A 19,101-nucleotide genomic window follows, 5' to 3' on the forward strand; every position below is an offset into this window, starting at 1 on the left:
CCGTCCTCAGCCCGTCATCTCCAGGGTCGTTCCGGCCGGTGGTTTGAGGACGGAGACGACGACGGTTCGCATCGAGGGTTTGGGGTTCGGCGGTGCGGGGCTCGTGGTCGCCGTCGGGGGAACACCCCTGACTGGCGCCGGGGAGGTCGTGTGGAGTGGCGGGACGCCCGAGACGCTCACGGTGAAGGTGCCTCCTTCGGCGGTCGCGGGGCCCGTGGCCATCCAGGTCGGCTACCCCGAGGGGCCGGCGGACATGCGGCTCGGCGGCTTTGTCTACCGCGATCCACTCCAGCTCAGCGCGCCCCTGCCGGACCACGCGGGTCAGTCGGGCGGAGTCGAGGTGGTCTTCACGGGAGCCGGTTTCATGCCGGGCATGGCCGTCCTCTTTGGCGACACGCCGTCATTCGATGTCCGGGTTCACTCCGCTCATCGGCTCACCGCGGTGGCGCCGCCGCATGAGGCGGGCCTCGTGGAGGTCAGGGCCTCCCTGCGGACACCGACCCATACAGGAGGGGTTCGTGACCACGTGGCCGTCAGCCCTCGCCCCTTCCTCTACGGAGCGGGTGCTGTCGCTCGATTGGAGACGCCGCCGCTGCGCCAGGTGCTGGTGGAGCAGGGCGTTGTCTATGCCTCCATCGGCGGTTCGGTCGAGGTGACGGGACCGCAGGGCGCCGCGATCACCGGCGGAGGAACGCGCACGCAGGCACAGGGTGGCGTGTACATCGCGGACCCGTCGGAGCCGACGGCCGTCCGGCAAGTGGCGCGCCTCATGTTCCCGGACAGCGAGAGCTCGGGTGCCTACCAGCTGGTGAAGGCGGGATCACGGCTCTATGTCGCTGCTGGGACGGGCGGCGTGAAGGTCGTGGATGTGACGCGGCCTTCCGCGCCCTCGCTCGTGCACTCCCTGCCGGGTTCGGGGACGACCGTGGGCGTGGCGGTGGGGGGCGAGATGCTCTTCGCCGCGGACTCGGCGGGAGTCCGCGCGTATCGCACCATGGAAGGAGTCCAGCCCCGACTGACGCATCAGCGTGCCATTCCAGGTGGGGTGACAGCGTTGGCCCTGCACGGACACCTCTTGCTCGTCGCGGCCGAGGGTGCTGACGGAGCCCGGTTGCTCGTGCTCGACGCCCGCCGGGGCGACCTGGCGCAACTGGGCATGTTGCCGCTGCTGGGCCGGGCGAGTCACATCACCGCAGAGGGGCATCGTGCCTTCGTGTCGCTGGGCGCCAAGGCCCGGGTCGCCATCGTCGACCTGTCGACGCCCTCGGCGCCACGGCTCGTGGAAGGGCTGGTTCTCGAGGATGTGATGAACAGCGGGCGCGTCTCCGCGGAGCAGGCGAGCGTGGCGGGTGGCATCGCCTATGTCGCGGCGGGTGGCGGCAAGGTGCAGCGCTTCCGCGTGCCGGTGGGTGGCATCCCGTCGAAGCTCTCGCACGCCGTGGTCCACGGGGATGCCATCACGCTGGCGATGCGGGACCGCTACCTCCTGGTGGGGACGCTGGTGCTCGACAAGGGTGGGCGCGCGGTGGAGTTGCCCATCCTTCCTCCCGAGGACGGCTCGGGTGGGCTCGCCGGGACCATTGCTTCGGTGACGCTGGACCATCTTGAGCTTCGAGGCACCCTTCCGTCCGAGGGGGAGACCGTTCCGGTCGGCACCTCGCCCGTGGTGTTGCTCTCGGAGTTGCCGAGCGCCGCCTCGCTGTCGGAGATCCACCTGGAGACGACGGCGGACCAACCGGTGGCCGGGACGCTGCAGTCGCATTCCGATGCAGGTGGCGCGCGCGTGGTGTTCACGCCCGCGGCGAGTCTGCAGGTGGGGACGAGCTATGTCCTCAAGGTGGGCAGTGGGCTGGCCGATGTCCGGGGCGGAACGCTGGGCACGCAGGTGGAGGTCCGGTTCCGGACCGCATCCCAGGCGACGCTGGAGGCTCCGACGCTGGTCGCGGTGGAGCCCTCGTATGGCCTGACCGCTGGTGGAGAGACGCTGGACCTCTTTGGAACGGGCTTCCGCGCGGGCTGCACGGTCTACATCGGAGGGCAACGGGCGGGCGCCACGCCGGCAGGGAGTTGCGCGGTGGGGGATGGCGGGACTCGAGTCACCGTCGCGGCCCCTCCGGGAGTCGTGGGGGCGGCCTCGGTCGAGGTCGTCAACGCGGACGGTCTGTCCGCGTCGCGACTGGGTGCCTACCGGTACCTCGTCGCTCCGAAGATCTCCAAGGTGGAGCCGGCCTTCGCGGAGACGATGAGCCGTGAGCAGGTTCGCATCCACGGCGAGGGTTTCTACGCCGGGTCGCGGGTGACGTTCTCCGGCATCCCGGCGCGTGCCACCTCGGTGGATGTGACGGGCACCCTGACTGCGACGTTGCCAGATGGGCTCGTGGGGCCCGTGGACGTGCGAGTGGAGACGCCGTCGGCGGGAGGCTCCATCGCCAGCCTGCTGCCGGGTGGATTCACCTTCACCCTGGCCCGACGCGAGGACCTGACGGAGGGGAGCCCCGCGAGCGCGCTCGTGGGCGACACGTTGCTCCAGGTTCAAGAGAACGAGCTGGTCGCCATCGACCTGTCAGCCTCGGGTAACAAGCTGGAGCTGGGACGGGTCCCTGGCGTGGGGAACGCGACCGCGTTGAGCGTCGCGGGAACACATGCCGTCCTGCTCGGTGAGCGGGAGGTGGTGCGTTACGACCTGGGGGCTTGTGGCAGTGGCCCTGGGGTGGGTTGTCTCCCGATGGAGGTCGACCGCGTACCGTTGGTGTCCGGGCAGTCCCTGTCCTCCGTGGCGGCGACCCCAGGTGCGACGACGGTCGTCGCCGCGGGCGGAGGCGAGTTGGTGATGCTCGCGACGCTGCGCGAACCCGGGCAAGCACAGGAGCGACTGAGGGTGGTCGCCCAGCACTCGCTGGTTCCCGCGCGCATCGCCGGCCTCGGCGTGGTGGGCTCGACGCTCGCGCTCCTCCTGGAGGAGCAGCAGATGTCTCGGCTCGATCTCCTGAGCCTCGAGGACGGCGCGCTGCGCCCCCTGAGCCAGGTGCAGAACCTCGCGGGGGCGGCGCATGACCTGGTGGTGGATGGCAGCCGAATCGCCGTATCGGCGGGAGCATCCGCACACCTGGTGGACGTGACGGACCCGGTGCTGCCGAGGCGCCTTGGCTCCTGGACCGCACCCGGCGGGAGCGGCGCGGTGCCTCGCTCGCTGGCGTTGTCGGGGCCCTGGCTCCTCGCCGTGGGGACCGAGCGTGCCTCATGGATCGACACCACTGCCTCGACGGCATTCGCGGAGCGGACCTTCTTCACGCATGGCGCCAGGGTTTCGCCGAAGGCGCTGGTGGGAGATGGGTTCGCGCTGGTGAGCCAGGTCGCGCGGACCCAGCTCTTCGACACGTTGCCGTACCCGACGGTCGCCCGAACCTCCCCGAAGCCAGGGGGCGAGTTGATGCAGGGGGCACCCGTGGTGGTGGCGGTGGCGAGTGAGCTCCCGCTCTCCGTGGCGGCCCGCTCGACGCTCGGGCTGCTGGACGGAGAGACCGAGGTCCCGGCCTCGGCCATCACGCGGTCGGGTGCGTCCGTGCGCTTCCAGCCGCGCGATACGTTGGTGGCGGGTCGCGTCTATACGGCGCGGGTCGGATTGGAGCCGACGTCCTTCGTGGGGGGATACCTCCGCGGTCCCTGGACGTTCGATGTTCGAGGTGGAGCACAGGCGCCGGATGTCTCGGTCGGCCTGCTCAGTCCGGACCATGGTCCGACCGCGGGCGGGACCGTGGTGACATTGTCCGGGACAGGCTTCACTCCAGGGACACAGGTGTACTTCGGCGCCTCGCTGGCGGTGGACGACCCGACGCACGAAGCGTCGTCCTCCGAGTTGCGAGTGGTGGCTCCGCCCACCCCGTATGCGGGGCCCGTCCGCGTCCGCGTCGTGACAGGGGCGGGGAGTGCCGAGGTGGCGGGAGGATTCGTCTACACCGCTCCGTTGAGCGTCTCCGAAGTCGTTCCGTCGAAGATCGACCTCGCGGGACAATGGGTGTCGCTGCTGGGCACGGGCTTCACGCGAGGCATCGAGGTTCGCTTCACGGAGCACGGTGCGCCAGCGCAGTCGCGGAACGTCACACCCGGTCGCGTGGACGTGCTCGTGCCCCCGGGGGCCGAAGGCTGGGTGCCGCTGTTCGCCACACAGTCCGGCGGGAGTGTGTCGTTGCCTCAGGCGCTTCGCCGTGGAGACGTGAAGGCACCGACCGCGCAGCCGGTGTTTTCGCCCGCCGGCGCTGTCGCCGCGGAAGAGAAGGTCTTCAGCGCCACATTCGATGAGCCCGTGAGTCTGGGGACGGGTGGCGAGGCACCGACCACCGCCACCCTGACCGCGTTGGCGACGGGCGTCGTGATGCCCGGGGCCCTGAGCGTCTCTGGAGCGACGGTGTCGTTCACGCGTCCGACTGGCTCGCCGGCCCTTCCGTCGGCCAGCACCTATCGACTGACACTCGCGAACGTCCATGACCTGGAGGGCAATGTCCGCTCCGGGCCGCTGTCCCATGTCTTCACGGTGCAGGACACCGTATCACCCACGGTGTCGCTCGCCTTCGTGGGAAGGGCCGAGGCCGTGGACAACGCGGTGCTGGGCGTGGGGACGGAGTACGCGTTCGTCGTGAAGGTGACGGACGACAGCAGGAGCGTGGCGAAGGTCGAGTTCTTCGTGGACGGGGTTCCGCTGTCGGTCTCGAACGCGGCGACCCACGAGTTCCGGCATGTGTGGCGCTTCGTTCCGGCAGGGGGGACGTCCTCGCTGCTGGCACGGGCGACGGATGGAAGTGGCAACGTGGGCCTGAGCTCGGCGACGGTGAGCCTGTCCAACGACCGCCTGCCGTCCGTGCGCTTCACGCAGCCGGCGCTCGCGAGCGTCCGTCAAACGGAGGGGACGTCGCTGACCCTGCAACTGCGTGCCGAGGACGCCGAGGAACTGCGCGCCATCGAGCTGAGCATGGATGGCGTGCCGTTGCGGCGCGTCCCCATCACCGCGAAGCGGGAGGAGCTTCTGGATGAGACACTCACGCTGACCTTGTCCGGCGACGTGTCCGAGACGCATGAACTCGTGGCCGTGGCGATTGATTCACGCGGGCAGAGCTCGTCTCCCGCGCTGCTTCAGGTGACGGTGGAGCGCGATGTCACCCGGCCGACCGTCGCGTGGCACATGCCCGCGCAGGGGGCGAGGGTCTATTCGGGCTCCGCGATGGACCTCCGGGTCTCCGTCGCGGATGACACGCGAGTGGCGACCACGACCTTCCACCAGAAGGATGGGAATGGGACGTCCCGGGAGATTGCGGCCTTCCAAGGGCTGCCGCAGCCCGTGCGGTGGGTGGCTCCGTCGGTCCAGGAAGACACGCAGGTCAAGCTCCGGGTCGCCGCCCGAGATGGGCGAGGGAACGAGGGCGAGGCTCAACTGGATGTGACGGTCGTCCCGGCGGCGCAAGGTGCTGGGAAGCCCTACGTGAGCCTCCTCTCGCCGCGGAACGAGGACTCCCTGGTCGAAGGAAAGATGGTGGATGTTGCCGTGGAGGTCGTCGCTCCGGCGGGGGTGGCTTCCGTCACGCTCGGCCTCGAAGCCCAGCGCGTGACGCTGACGCATGCGCCCTGGCGCCATGCGTTCAAGATTCCACCGCTCGTGGGGACCCAGCCATACCGCATCCCGGTCCACGCGATGGCGACGGACCTGGAGGGGCGGAACTCGGAGCCCGTGGTGCAGCACTTCTGGGTGACCGACGACTCGGCCGTGCCCTCACCCGACCTGCGGGTCGCGACGAGGCCCGATGGCCCTGTCTGGCTGGGTGGGTCCAGCCTCCACGTGGATGACACGCTCATGGCGCTGGCGACCACCGCTTCGGTGCGGGTGGCAGGAGTGCCCCTTGCTCCGGCGGCGGACGGCCGCTTCCCGTTGCCCTTGGGCGGCGAGTCCGCTCCCGTGCTCGCGGTGGTGGAGCCCTTGCCGGGGACCGGACAGTCGTTCTCGGCGACCCGTCAGGGGGTGCTGAATGTCTTCGCGCGGGAAGCTGCCAGCGTGAAGCCCGAGTCCGCGGCGCCGGTGGTCGGGGTTGCGGCGCGGAGCGATGTCTGGGCCGTGGTCCGCGATGACTCGACGGGAGAGTCCATCGTCGAGTTGCGCGGGCGGGGTGCCTTGGAGGTGCTGGCCACACGGAAGTTGAAGGGGCGCGCGGTGGGGCTGGCGTTCGTGGAGGAGCGACTCGCGGTCGCGTTGAAGCGAGGAGGCGAGGGGGCCATCGAGCTGCTCTCTGTCCCAGACCTGCTCGTCACCACGGTCCCCCTGCGGCGTCCTCCCACGGCCCTGGCTTCGGCCCGGGGCGCCTGGGTGCTGGTGGGCTCCGAGGAAGGACTGGAGGTGCGGTCCGCGGATGGCGAGCTCCTGGGACGCCTGCCCGGGCCCGAGGTCCAGTCCGTCTCGGTGTATGGGAAGCAGGCCTGGGTGCTCGCTGGCGACGTGTTGACGGCCGTGGACCTCTCCGTGCCCTATGCGCCGAAGCGGGGGGCCGCCATCGAGGTCCGCGATGTGACGTGGGTCGTGGCGTCGGCCGAGGACCAGGCGTGTGTGGTGGGCGACAACAGCGGAGTCGGCTTCGTCCACTGCTACCAGGAGGTGGTCCAGGGAAGTTTCTACGCGATGGGCGCGTCGCGAGCGGAGTTGTACGGAACGCCGCTCTCGGCAACGGTCCTGGGACCGTGGCTCGTCGTGGGGACGGAGCAAGGCCTGAAGGTCCATGACGTGAAGTCCCGCCCTGTTCAGGGGCGCGCCTATCCAGCGAGTGTGGGCGACTTCCCGGCGCTGATGGGTGCTGCCGCCGCGGGGCCGGCTGAGCTCTACGCAGCCGATGGGAACACTGTCGCGCGACTGCCGCTTGGCCGTGGACCTGGCATGCCGGTCGTATCCCTGGTGGCGCCGGAGTCGGGCGCCAGGGGGCGTCGGCTCGCGTTGACGGCGGCGGTGCAGGACGGCGCGGACGCCTTCAATTCGTATGTGGCGGAGTTGAAGGTGAATGGGCGGACCGTCGAGGTGCTGGATGGACGGGTGCCCGTCGCGGTGGATCTGCCTCTGACAGGGGCCACGGCGCACCTGGAGCTGAGGGTGCACGACCTCGCGGGCAACACTGTTTCCGCCGAGGACACGGTGACGTTGACGGCGCCGGAGGCGGGGCCCGAGTTCGTGGCGCTCCGTTCCGAGTCGCATGTGCTCGAGGGCACGATGATGGAGGTCGTGCCCGTGTTCGTCGACCCGGCACGGGTGAGGGCGGTCACCGTGACGTTGCGCGATGGCGGGACGGTGCTCGACACGGTCACCGTGAACGCGCCTTCGCTCCGGGCGGTGCTGTCCGTCCCGGTGCTCGGTATCACCGAGGAGTTCGGTCGAGCCGTGACGCTCGAGGCCGTCGCGACCGACGGGACGCAGGTGGCCATCTCCACGCCTTCCGTGGTGTTCATCCTGCCGGCCGTCGAGCCGTCAGGGCCCCTGTTCTCCCTCTCGGCGGTGCCCGCGCAGATGGTCGAGGGAGAGGCCGTGGGCGTCCGGGCGAGCTTCACGGGGCCAGCTCCTTTCTCCGACTTCACGTTGAGCTTCTCGGTCGGAATGGTGGGACAGCCGCTCGTGGAGCAGGTGGTGCTCGCATCGCCTGAGACTCGGGCCATCCTCCGGATGCCGGAGCTGCCGGAAGGGGTGGCGAGCGCGCCGGTGCGAATCGAAGTCCGTCTGGTCGATGGCCAGGGTCTTCACTCGAACGCGTCGGTCGAGGCCGAGGTGGTGGAGGACACCACGGGACCGAACATCGTCGAGTTCGAGGTGGATCCTCCAGGAGCCGTGGTCGTGGCGGGCTCCACGCTCGCGGCGACGATGCGGGCAACGGACGAGGCCCGTGTCACCCCTGACTCCGGTCTGCGTGTGAGGTTGGGCGGAGCTGTCGTCGCCACGGGAGTGAACTCCGTGAGCTACGTCATCCCTCCGGAGACGCCACTGGGGAGCGTGCTTCGCGTCGAGGCCTGGGCGGTGGACGCTCGAGGCAACCTGACGCAGAGGTTCCAGGAGCGCGAGGTGAGTGGCCCCATCGCGGCTCCTGAGACCCGCGTTCATGGCGGAATCTTCGCGGGTGCGAAGGACGTGGCGGTGCTCGGAGAACTGGTGGCCGTGGCGACGGAAACGGGCGTCTCCCTGGGACGGCTGCTTCATGCCGGAGCCAGCGTGTTCGTGACGCCGTTGGGGGCAGTCCGCGTCGATGGCGGTACCCCCAAGGAGCTTGCGGTCATCGGCCAGCAGGTGCTCGTCACGCTCCAGGATGGCCGGGTGTTCGTGGTGGATGTCACCCGTCCCGAGATGCCTCGGGTCGTGGGCTGGGCGCCGTCCCAGGACATCACGTCACTCAAGGCCTCCAGCCGCGTCTTCGTGGCCGAGGATCAGTCGGCGGTGCTCGAGCTGGACGTGTCGAATCCCGCGTCTCCGGGCCTGGTCCCTTACATGACCCGGCTGTCCACGGGACCGCTGCTCGCGGTGACAGGAGAGCGGTTGTTCTATGCGAACAACTCGACGCTCTTCGCGGCCCGCGTGAGCGTGACTCCTCCACCCAGCTACGAGGCCGCCCCGTCCGCACTGTTCGCGGGTGTGCCGCTCGTCGTGGATGTCGACGGAAACACGGTGGTGGTGGGCACGGAGGAGGGAATCCAGGTCGGCACGCTCGGGGCTTCGAGCCTCACGGCCCAGGGCTTCATCGGTCTGGGCAGCCGCGCGACCGCCGTGGTGGCGAGTGGTGGGCGGGCGTACGTGGCGGGAGACGATGGCGTCCTGCGGGTGGTGGACCTCCGCGAGCCCCACGCGCTGCGGGTGGTGGCCCGAGAGTCCCTCGCGGCGCGCGCGCTGCGCGTGTCGGGAGGCGTGCTGATGGCGGCCACGGAGGAGGGGCTCGCGTTGAAGTCCCTGGTGAATCTCTCCGAGGGCCCTGTGAACGCGGCGCAAGGGGCGTGGGAGACGACCGACGCGGTGGTGGGGCTGACGCCCGCGCGGCGAGGCGTCATCGCGGCCGCGGGGCTGGCGGGCGCCCCCCTGGTGGACGTGGGGCTGCCGTTCCGGCCGTTGCGTCAGCTCACGGTGTCGGCACGCTCCGGGGTGCGGCAGGTGGAGGGGCTGGACGCGGATCTCTTCCTCCTCGATGCGAGCACCCTGGGCGTGCTGACGCAGCGGGCGACGGACGGGGTGTATGTGGCGGATGGGAGCCGTGACGCGCGACTGGCGGCGCTGGGCAGTGTGGAGCGCTTCCAGGTCCGGTCCGGACGGCTGTGGGCCGTGGGGGGCGGGAGTGTCTCGACCGCCGAGCTGCCGGCTGTCCTGATGCCCAGGACGCTCGATTTGCAGGGGCCGGTATTGGATGTCGCTGGAGACGGGCGTCGCGCGGTGGTCGCGCGTGGTGCCGCGGGCCTCGGCGTCGTCGAGTTGGACAGGACGGGTGCGCTGTTCCGTCGCGCCAGTCTCACTGACCAGGCGGTTCAGGCCGTGGCAATGGAGGGAGAGCTCCTGCTCGCGGGTGGAACCACCGGGGTGCGGGTTTTCACGTTGAATGTCGCCGGAGCCTTGGTCGAACGAGGCTCCCTGAGCACGCAGTCCCCGGTCCGGCGCATCCGGATGAGCGGCCGCCTCGCGCTCGTTACGACGGAGGAGGACGTGCAGTTCTGGAACGTGGAGCCGCCCCAGCCCGTGCTCCTGGTGCGACTGGAGGCTCCGGGTGCACAGGATGCCGTCCTGGTGGGGGAGAGTGTCGTGGTGGCGAGGGGCTCGGCCGGGGTGAGCGTCTTCTCCGCGCCCTCCATCATCATGCCGGCGCCCGTCGTGGAGCTGTCCCTGCCTGGCGATCAAACCGTCGCGATGCCTGGCGAGGTCGTCACCTTCGAGGCGCGGTCCTCTGGCGTCAACGTGGACGATGTCGACCTCCTGGTGAACGGGGCCGCCTGGTCTCGGTTGGAGCCGGGAGTTTCCCGAGGTCAGTGGCGAGTGCCCGCGGGTTCGGCTCCGGGGACGCAGTGGGTGCTCCAGGCCCGGGCCCACGGGGGCGCGGGCGTCACGGGTGTCTCCGGGAGCCGGAGGGTGCTCACGGGCACGCCGCCTGTTTCGGAGCCCCTCTGGGCGTCCATCGCCGCCCCCTCGGGCGGGAACTCCTTCTATTCAGGAGCGCCTTTCGAGGTCGTGGCCATGGTCCAGGGAGGACATCCCCCGTACACGGTGAGCACGAGCGTGGAGGATGCCTTCCTGGGCATGCTCACGCCCATGCCGGGGCAGGTGGGCCGGTATTCCTCCTCGGTCCGCATGCCGCCACAGAGCCTGGGCTGGGTGTCGCTGCATGTGGATGTCATCGACAGCGCGGGACACTCGGTGCGCCAGTCGTTGGAACTCCTGGGTCAGCAGACCGCGGGCATTCCTCATGACCTGCGTGGGTTGCCGGAGCGCTTGTTCGCCGCTCCTCGGAAGAACCCCATCCACCTGAGCGTGGTGGATGACGGGCCCAACGTGCTGCGGCTCTATGTCGACGGGGCCGTCGTGGCGAGCAACCACCAACCGTGGGGAGACAGCGAGAACACGCTCGACCATGTGTTGGAGCTGTCCTCGAAGCGGCCGGGTGACGCCGTGTCTCTGCGGGTCGTCGCCGAGGATTCGCTGGGTCAGCGCTTGGACACGGGGGAGCTGCGCTATGTCGTGATGCCGCTGGTGGCCATTCCGACCATCGACTCGTTCCTGGTGTCGGGAGAGATGGAGGGGAGCACGGTCTCCATCCAGATCTCGGCGCTCGACATGGATGACGACCTGGACAAGGTGAGCGTCTGGGCCATCTACGGCGCGACGTATGTCGACCGACTGCGCATCGAGGGCGGGTCGGCTCCCGAGCTCATCACGCAGGTCCAGGGCGGGGCGCTCGAATCGTCGTTCACGCTACCGCTGCTCGCGGACCCTCGGTTGATGGGGCGCAATGAGTTGGTGCTGATGGCCTTGGCGACAGACAGGTCAGGTCATGAGGTGCGGCGGTACTACCAGGTCTTCCTCCAGGAAGACCTGGCGCCGGGGGTCCAGCACTACGCGGGCTCGTGGCCTCACGCGACCCGGCTGGTGGTCGGGTACCCGGTGGAGATCATCGCCTTGGCCCACGATGTGTCGGGAATGGCGGGCATGACGATGACCGCGACCCTGCCGGATGGCCGCTCCGTCCAGGGGACGGTGACGTGTGCATCGCCTGATGAGTGCGAGGGAACGCTGGGCGTCCTGGACCTCTCCGAAGGCTCGCTCGACGTCAGCGTCCTCGCGACGGATACAGGAGGCCGGGTGACGCACTCGACGCATCGCTACACCGTGACGTCGAACGGGGCTCCCGTGCTCGAGGTGAAGCCGTGGCCCAGCTACGGTGTCGTTGGCTCGCCCATGCGTGTCGACGCGAAGGCCTTCGACGAGAAGGCGCTCTCCTCGATGCGCCTGGTGGCCAATGGGAGCACGTTCGCGCAGACAGGGCCAAGCGAGGTTCCTTCGTTCGGCGTGTCGTTGACCGGCATGTACACGCCCTCGGCCCCGGGCTCCCTGGTGTTCGAGGCGACGGCGACAGACACACTCGGCTTGTCGGGGAGCGCCTTCTCCACAGCGATGCCGGTCGTGGCCGCGGGGGCAGGCGCGTCCTGTGCCGCGGCGGTCCCGATGCCCGCGGGCGTGGACTTCCGTCCGACGAGCGTCCAGGTGAACCCGACCTTCACGAGTCCTTGTGGTCGTGGCGAAATCTGGGGCTTCGGGTCGTGGCACTCGCTGCCGTTCGATGGCCCGATCGAGAGCCTCGTGCTCGAGTCCACGGCTGGGAACACGCTGCCCTACCTGTTCGTCCAGGACATGGCAGACGGGTGCGCGCCCGTGGTCGGTTCCGTCAGTTGTCGTGTGGACAGCTACGAGTTGCGGACGGGACCGCTCTCGAGGAACGCGAAGATCTTCATCCCGAGGATGGGCTCCTTCGAGGGCGTGAAGATCTCCCGCGCGGCATTGGGGCTCGGGGCGTTGTGTGTTCCGTCGTCGGAGGCGTTCACTTGTTCCCTGGGATCCTGCCAGGACGTGGGGGCCACGGGGGCGCCGGAACACCGTTGCGTGGCGCACCAGTGCAACGACGGGTTGAACAACGACGATGGTGACGACGTCGCGGACTATCCGAACGATCCCGGCTGTGACTCCCCGGACGATGACGACGAGACCGACCCGGTTCCGCTGCCCGCGTGCTCGGATCAGATCGACAACGATGGTGATGGGAGAACGGACTGGCCCGAGGATCCAGGGTGCTCGAGCGCGGCTGGGGACTCCGAGGGTGGAGACGGTGAGACCTGCGCGGAGCCGCTGGACTTGATGTCAGTGATGGAGGAGAGCGCGGAGCGGGCTGTCCTCACGCTGGACTTCGACGAAGCCCAGGACGATGAACACCTTGTCTGTTCAGCCCCAGGCGTGCAGTGGGGAGACCGTGTCCTCGGCGTCCAGATGCCGGGTCCGGGCTACCTCTCCGTGAACGGAGATGCGCAAGTCCATGGCCTCTCGCTCAGGAACGTTTGCGCCCTCTCCACTCGGGATGCGGTGTGCCGGGCGCGTTCCGTGGGTGGGAGTGGTGGACTCGTGGCTTCGTTGCGTGTCGACCAGATGGGCCCTGCGTATGTCGTCGTCGAGGGCAGTGGTACGGGGCAGGTCGAGGTCAGCGGGCTCCTGGATGAGGATGCCCCCTGCGCGCCGTGGCAACCGTGGTTCCGTTGTGGCGACAGGCAGCAATGCTTCCCTCGGAGTGGGCCAGGAGGCGTGCCGTCCTTGACGGAGTTCCAGTGCCGCCTGCCTCGTTGCTCCGATTTCATCGATGACGATGGGGACGGTCTGACCGACTTCCCCTTCGACCCTGGATGCTCGAGCCCGGAGGACGACGACGAGACGGATCCCGCCCAGGTCCCGGCGTGTGGCGATGGATTGGACAACGAGCCGGACGGCTTGAAGGACCAGCGGATCGATTATGGTCCGGCGGGAGATCCCACAGCCGATCCGTCCTGTATGAGCGCCGCGGACGACGACGAGTTGTATTGCGGTGCGGTCCTCCCTGCGGCGGGCCTTCCTTCGGCGCCGTTGGTGGTCTCGGGAAGGACCTCCAGGTCGGGTGGACCCGTGCGCCGCTGTACGTCCTCGTTCAGTCCACACGTCAATGCCTACGACTTCGTCGCCCCGATTCCCGGGGCCTACCGATTCCGGATCGAGAGCGTCCAGTCCGCGTACCTCGCGCTGCGTGAGGACACCTGTCGAGGTGCTTCCATCGGCATGTGCCAGCTCACCGATGAGACCCGTTCGACCGAGAGGGTCGTCGTCCTGGCGGCGAACGAGCATGTCGTGGCCACTGTCGAGGCCAGCGTCGCCACGGACTTCGTCTTGACCGTGGACATGCCGTTCCAGTGTGGGAATGGCCTGGATGATGACGGTGACGGGGTGGTCGACTTCCCGGCGGAGCCAGGGTGCGAGTCCTTGATGGATGCGGACGAGCGGGACCCGTTGGTGCCTCCGGTCTGCTCGGATGGAATCGACAACGATGGGGATGGACAGGTGGACTTCCCCCAGGATTCGGACTGTGTGTCCGCATCGGGGACGACGGAGTCCGCCAACTGTCAGGGGGTCGAGGAGGTGCTGTTGACCGGCCCGCTGCCCATCTGGGCGACCGCGAACACGTCAGGGGCGAGCCGTATCGAACATGGCGGGTGCGGCTATGAATACACGGGACCTGAGAAGGTGTTCCGCTGGGTGGCACCGGAGGCGGGCACCTACCAGGTGGACACTGCGGGCTCGAGCATCGGTACGGTGCTCGCGGTGTATCCGCCGACCTGTCGCCCCGAGCAGGTCCTGGTGTGTGACGGCACTCCGGCGAGGAGCGATTATCCGACGAGAGTCGACGTCGACCTGCAGGCGGATGAGGCCATCATCATCGTCGTGGATGGACTGACGACGGAGGACGCTGGAAGCATCCAGCTCCACATCCGGCGACAGTGAGTTGTATCGGGGCTCACGAGCCGGCGCGAGTCGTGCGCCGGCTCGGAGGACCTCCGTCGAAGTCTACGGCTGCGCCGTCGGAGCCGTCGCGGGCTCGGCGGCCTTGGTGTCCGCGCCTTCGATCTTCACCTGCTCGAGCGCGGCGTCCTTCACTTCGATCTTCGCCTTCGTCTTCAGGCCATCGATGAAGCCCTCCATGGCCTTGGAGCGGCGCTCGCCCATGAGGCGCGCCTCGATGCGCGGACGCGCTTGCTCGAAGGTCAGGTCCATGCCCAGCTGACGGCTCTGCAGCTTCACCAGGTGGAAGCCCTTCTCCGTCTCCACCACCTGGCCGATGTCCGCCGGAGTCTTCAACCCGAAGGCAGCCTCCGCCAGCGCGGTGCCCCAGTTCTGCGTCAGCTCCTCTCGGCTGCGGAAGCCCAGGTCCCCACCCGAGGACTTGGACACGGGGTCCTGTGACTGCTCGGACGCGGCCAGCTCGAAGGCGCTCTTGGTGGGGCCCGCCTCCTTGCCCTTCAGGTCCGCCAGCAGCTTCGTCGCCGCGGTGCGCGCCTGGGCGCGCTTGGCCGCATCGGCCTGCGGGGCCTCCAAGTAGATGTGGCTGACCCGCACGCGCTCGGGCCGGACGAACTCAGACTGGTGCTCCTCGAAGTACTTGCGCAGCTCCGGCTCGTCGATCTTGCCGGCGGCGGCCTCCTGCTGCTTGCGTAGCAGCTTCTGCACCATCACCTTCTCCACCGTCGCCTTGATCTCGGGGTCGTCCTGCAACCCCTGACGTCGGGCCTCCTGCACCAGCAGCTCGAACCGCACGAGGTTGTCGACGAACTCCTTCTTCTTCTCGAGCGTGGCGTAGCGGCTGCGAACGAAGAGCGGCTGCTCGTCCAGCTTCGCCTTCACCTCGTTGGCGGTCAGGTTGCGGTCATTGATGACCGCGACGACGGGGCTCGAGTCCTTGGGCTCCTGCTTCGCGGGGCCCGCGCCTCCACCCTCGCAGGCGGAGAGCGCGACGACGGCGAGGGCGGCGGAGAGGACTCGGGTTCGGATGGAGCGCGTGTGCATGGGAAGTGGTGCTGAATCGTACATCCAAGAGGGGTCGAGGCGCGAATCGCATGAACGTGCTGTGACGGCTGTCTCTCATGGACTCGGTGGTCTCCCAGCGGGCCGTGGTGAGCGCTGAGGACGCGCTGATTCCATTCCTTTTCAGCGGGGGAAGGACCGCATCGACACCACAGCCCACGAGGGTGGTGACGGCGATGAGTGCCACGACTTCGCGGGAGGTCGATGGAAGGACATTCGACCCCTGGAATGATTCGGGGTGGGGTTCCTGGACGGAGACCCATGAGACGGGGAGTGGCCGGAGCGAGGTGCTGGGAGATGCCACTTCTGTCGCCGTGTGGACGGACGTCGGGTGGCGGGGCCGCGAAACAGCACGTAGGGTCCAGTAGGAGCGTACTGGGTGTGGATTTGACGGAATTTGCTCGAATCCGGAGGGCCTGGGCAGTCGGGCGAGGGGCCAGGAGGGGGGCGCGGATGCCGTACGTTGCGCTTGAGGTACCCCGGGGCTCTTGCTAGAAAGCGTCGTTGTTTCAGGCGTTTGTTGCCACGACCCCGTAGCTCAGTTGGATAGAGCGGCGGTTTCCTAAACCGCAGGCCACAGGTTCGATTCCTGTCGGGGTCACTCTGCAACCCCCGGAACTCCAGCGGCTTTTGGAGTGGAGGGGGCCGTGGTGATGAAGTTGCTCCCGGCGTGGCGTCCATGTGGCGTTGGGACCGGCGCTCGCTTCCGGCTCGGGCAGTCCCCATGCGCCTGCCCTCCTGCTGTCAGAACGCAGCAGGAGGGCTGACTTCTTTCATTCCGAGATGGGCGCTAAGGATTGATGACCAGGAAGTCCGTCGAGATCCTCAGTGAAGAGCCCCAGTCGACGTTGACTAGGAATTCCACATACCCATCCTTGGGTGCGATGTTCAGGACGGTGAAAGGTGCAAGCCCAACGAAACGATTGCCCGAATTGTCGACTTCGCTCGCAGAGATGAAGACGAGCGATCCTCGGCGGATGACGGGCCACCAGAATGTGAAGCGAGCGACTCCGCGGACGTTGCTCCATCCGTCGTATCGGATGGCGGCGCCTGAGACGGGGGCCAGCGAGAACTCTCGGGGCTGTGCATCCAGATACGAGGCTTCGTAGCTGAGGATTGGAGCCGAAGGGGGAGCGGCTTCACCAGGCGGAGATGCCCTTGCTGTCGAGGCCAGTGTGAGCAGTGAGGCGACCATCCAGGGGGCGAATTGATGATGCATGAAAACTCCAGACATGTGGCGGTGATGCGAAATCCAGAAGAGTCTTGCCTCCTACGCGGTTGCGGTGTGTGAGGCAAATCTGGTGGCGGCGTGTGTTGATGCGAAGTGGTTTGTTGCGGATGGCCTGAAGGACTTTGTCTGGAGAACGACGGCGATGTGTCTTCGGGGATGGATGTGTTTGTGACGGTTCGCTCCCCGCACGACGTGGTCAATCAAGCCGCGAGACGGAAGCGCGCGGACCTCGGCCGGCGAGAAGTTTCGCCACGTCGGCTGGCACCTGGGGCTGCGCCCGCCAGTAGCACCCCGTCGTACGGCGACAAGGGAGCACACTTTGTTGCGTGCCTCTTCGCCTCCGCGTCCGTCCGTCATCGGTTTTCGTATTGAAGGCGCGGTCGCTGGGGCTGTAAGACGCGCGCGCTCAAGTTTCCGAGCGCTGAGCAACATCTGTCCGGCGGACCCTGATGATGATCTCCGGTTTTGCTCCTGCTGCTGCTCCAAACGCGGTGGGGTTGTTCTTGTTCGAATGCGAGCGCCCGCTCACGGCGTATCAGCGCAGCGAGCTCCTGCGCGAGATGCGGGAACTCGGGTTCGTCCGTGCCTCTGCCTGGGGATTGGAGCGCCCGATCGACGAGCGGCGACGCTGGTTCGGCACTGGCGGCTGGCTGCCTCATCTGGACGTGGAGCACGCGACACGCACGCGAGACCTCCACGCGTTTCTCGAGCGGCACCGCGTCGCGCGCGCGTGGTTCGTGCAAACGACCACTGTGTATCCTGCACTGCGAACGGTCGACCCACTGCAGGAGCCCGTCGAGACCATCGAGCCGCTGGGCTTCCTCGACGACGAAGCGCATGTGCACGTCGTGGTGATCACCGAGCGCAAATGGTTCACCTACGGTCCCGGCGCGAAGCTCCAGATCGAACGGCGTCGCCGGATCACGCTGGGCGAGTACGAAGACGAAGGCGAGGTCGTATTCGAGAGCGCCGTGCGTCCGGAGAGCGGATATCGGTACTTTCTTCGAGACGGGGTACTCGTTCGTCAGCGCTTGCGCACGGTCATCGTCGACGACGACGATATCGACGACCCCAGCGCCGATGCCCCGGTCATCGACGCATCAACGCCGATTCCAGATCCGCCGTCGTGTCCGTTCAAGCTCTCGGGGTACCACGCTCTGGTGGAGCGGCTCCCGTACGAGATGGAGACGAATGGCGAGCTCTCCGTTGAAATCAAATTCGCATCGACGCCCGATGAGGAGCACCTCGAGATTGTCGACGCGTTCCTGGATCTCTGGGCCGCGCAGTATCCACCCGGACGTGGAGGACCGCCTTGGCGTCACTCGGGCATCTCATGCAAGGGCAAGAGCGTGCGCTTCTGGCTCGATCGATTCGCGCCGCCATCGGGACGCGCAGACGAGCATGTGGATCGCATCCTGGCCATCATGAATCGTCTGCACGAGCATCTTCCGATCGTGAAAGTCAGCTTCTGACGAACGGGGTGGAAGCCTCAGGCACATGGATCGCCCTGTCGGGGATGCACTCAAGCGCTCCGTGATGCGATGAGCGCGAGGTTTCGCGGAGACAGGTTCGGCTCGAAGAGCTGGAGGAGTTCGACCTCGAAGCCCACCTCTTCCAGGAGCATCGCCCGATCGATCAGGAGAACGACCTCCAACGCCCTCGCGAAGCGGTCCCTCAGCAAATGACAGAGCAAGAGGTCCCGTGTCTCGGCGCGAACGGAGACCTCGAAGGCATTCAGTTCGCCCTCCGTCATTCCGGAGTCGAGCCCCAGTCGTTCCATGCGGTCGAGCGCGTAGAGGGCGAAGGGGCCGTCATAGAGCGCCCGAGGCGCGTCCCCGGCCCTGACGAAAGCTCGCTCGGGAAACTGTCGCTTCGAGAGGAGATGGAACGCGAATCGCCACGCGTACACCCGCTTCATCCGCGCGAACTCCGCTTCGGTCTTCTGTGGCCTCCCCCGCGTGGTCAGTGCCAGGGCATGCGGCGTGAAGGGCAGGGGATGCGCGCGCCCGACGCGGGAGACGGGGTAGTCCCTGGGGACCTCGAGCTTGTCGTAACAGCAGCCGATGTTCAGGACGAAGCCCGCCCCCTGGCTCTTGCGGATTTGCGTGAGGGCGAGAGGCCCGCACGTGTGCAGGCCGATGGAGGCCCGGTCCGGACCGCAGAAGAGCGGATCGATCTGCGGTTGGAGTCCGTCCTCGACGGCGGCATGGATGAAGCTCAGGGTGTCCGTGGCGGGCGAACGGGTCCTCGTCAGCCAACGTCGCCCCTTGTCCTGCAATGCAGTGTCTCGATCGATGCTGTGGAATCTCCACCCGAACGTCCGCGCACAGAGTCGGGCGAGGTGTCCCATGCCGCCTCCGATATCGACCGCCTGTTGGATGAAGCGCGTTCTCGGTCCGAGCAGGGCGAGCACCCGCTCGAGCTCGTGCGTTTTCTTGTCGCTGAGCCCCTGCGTCTCCGCGACCGTCAGTGCATGCCGGCCCTCGTGCCAGGGAAGCGACGTCAGCTCCTGAAGTGCGCTCAGGAGCGTGCCCAGGGACGGAGGCGGCTCGCCCACGAGTATTCCCTGGTCCAGTCGTCGCTCGCCTGCTTCATCGAGTGACCGGGCGTAGGCGAGCCAATCCTCGGGATAGGCGGCGCCGGACTCGGGCCAGCCCTGGAGGACGGAGCGGGACCAGAGCGAGGACCAGGGGCGGAGTTGGTGCGTGAGCGCCTCGAGCCGCGCCGGGAAGTCCATGGC

At 67.9% G+C, this 19,101-nt stretch carries 5 protein-coding genes and 1 tRNA gene (1 of these 6 cut by a window edge); 3 read left to right on the plus strand and 3 right to left on the minus strand.

The genetic code is table 11. The features are described from left to right. Positions 1 to 14,053, plus strand: partial view of an Ig-like domain-containing protein gene (locus tag LXT21_RS15765; protein ID WP_254038955.1) — the final stretch only. It extends 15,551 nt beyond the left edge of the window; only the last 14,053 of its 29,604 coding nucleotides appear in the window; its start codon lies off the left edge, out of view; its stop codon occupies positions 14,051 to 14,053. Positions 14,054 to 14,116: 63 nt separating this feature from the next. On the opposite strand, the gene LXT21_RS15770 is transcribed toward LXT21_RS15765, so the two are convergent. Next, positions 14,117 to 15,112 carry a peptidylprolyl isomerase gene (locus LXT21_RS15770; RefSeq protein WP_254038956.1) on the minus strand — a complete coding sequence of 332 codons (996 nt, stop codon included), beginning with the start codon at positions 15,110 to 15,112 and terminating at the stop codon, positions 14,117 to 14,119. Between the two features lie 545 nt (positions 15,113 to 15,657). On the opposite strand from LXT21_RS15770, the gene LXT21_RS15775 reads away from it, so the two are divergent. Beyond that, positions 15,658 to 15,731, plus strand: a tRNA-Arg gene (locus LXT21_RS15775). Positions 15,732 to 15,920: 189 nt separating this feature from the next. Here LXT21_RS15775 and LXT21_RS15780 read toward each other — a convergent pair. Continuing rightward, positions 15,921 to 16,349: a hypothetical protein gene (locus LXT21_RS15780; RefSeq protein WP_254038957.1), complete on the minus strand. Its 429-nt coding sequence runs from the start codon at positions 16,347 to 16,349 to the stop codon at positions 15,921 to 15,923. A 461-nt stretch (positions 16,350 to 16,810) separates the two neighbouring features. Here LXT21_RS15780 and LXT21_RS15785 point away from each other — a divergent pair, with 461 nt between their 5' ends. Continuing rightward, a complete protein-coding gene (locus tag LXT21_RS15785) occupies positions 16,811 to 17,833 on the plus strand; it encodes a hypothetical protein (RefSeq protein WP_254038958.1) in 1,023 nt (340 codons plus the stop codon). Between the two features lie 50 nt (positions 17,834 to 17,883). Here the strand turns inward: LXT21_RS15785 and LXT21_RS15790 are convergent, their stop codons facing one another. After that, positions 17,884 to 19,098, minus strand: a complete 1,215-nt coding sequence (locus tag LXT21_RS15790) for a methyltransferase (protein ID WP_254038959.1) — start codon at positions 19,096 to 19,098, stop codon at positions 17,884 to 17,886. Positions 19,099 to 19,101: the final 3 nt, after the last annotated feature.

Source organism: Myxococcus guangdongensis (assembly GCF_024198255.1).
GTDB classification, from domain to species: Bacteria; Myxococcota; Myxococcia; order Myxococcales; family Myxococcaceae; genus Myxococcus; species Myxococcus guangdongensis.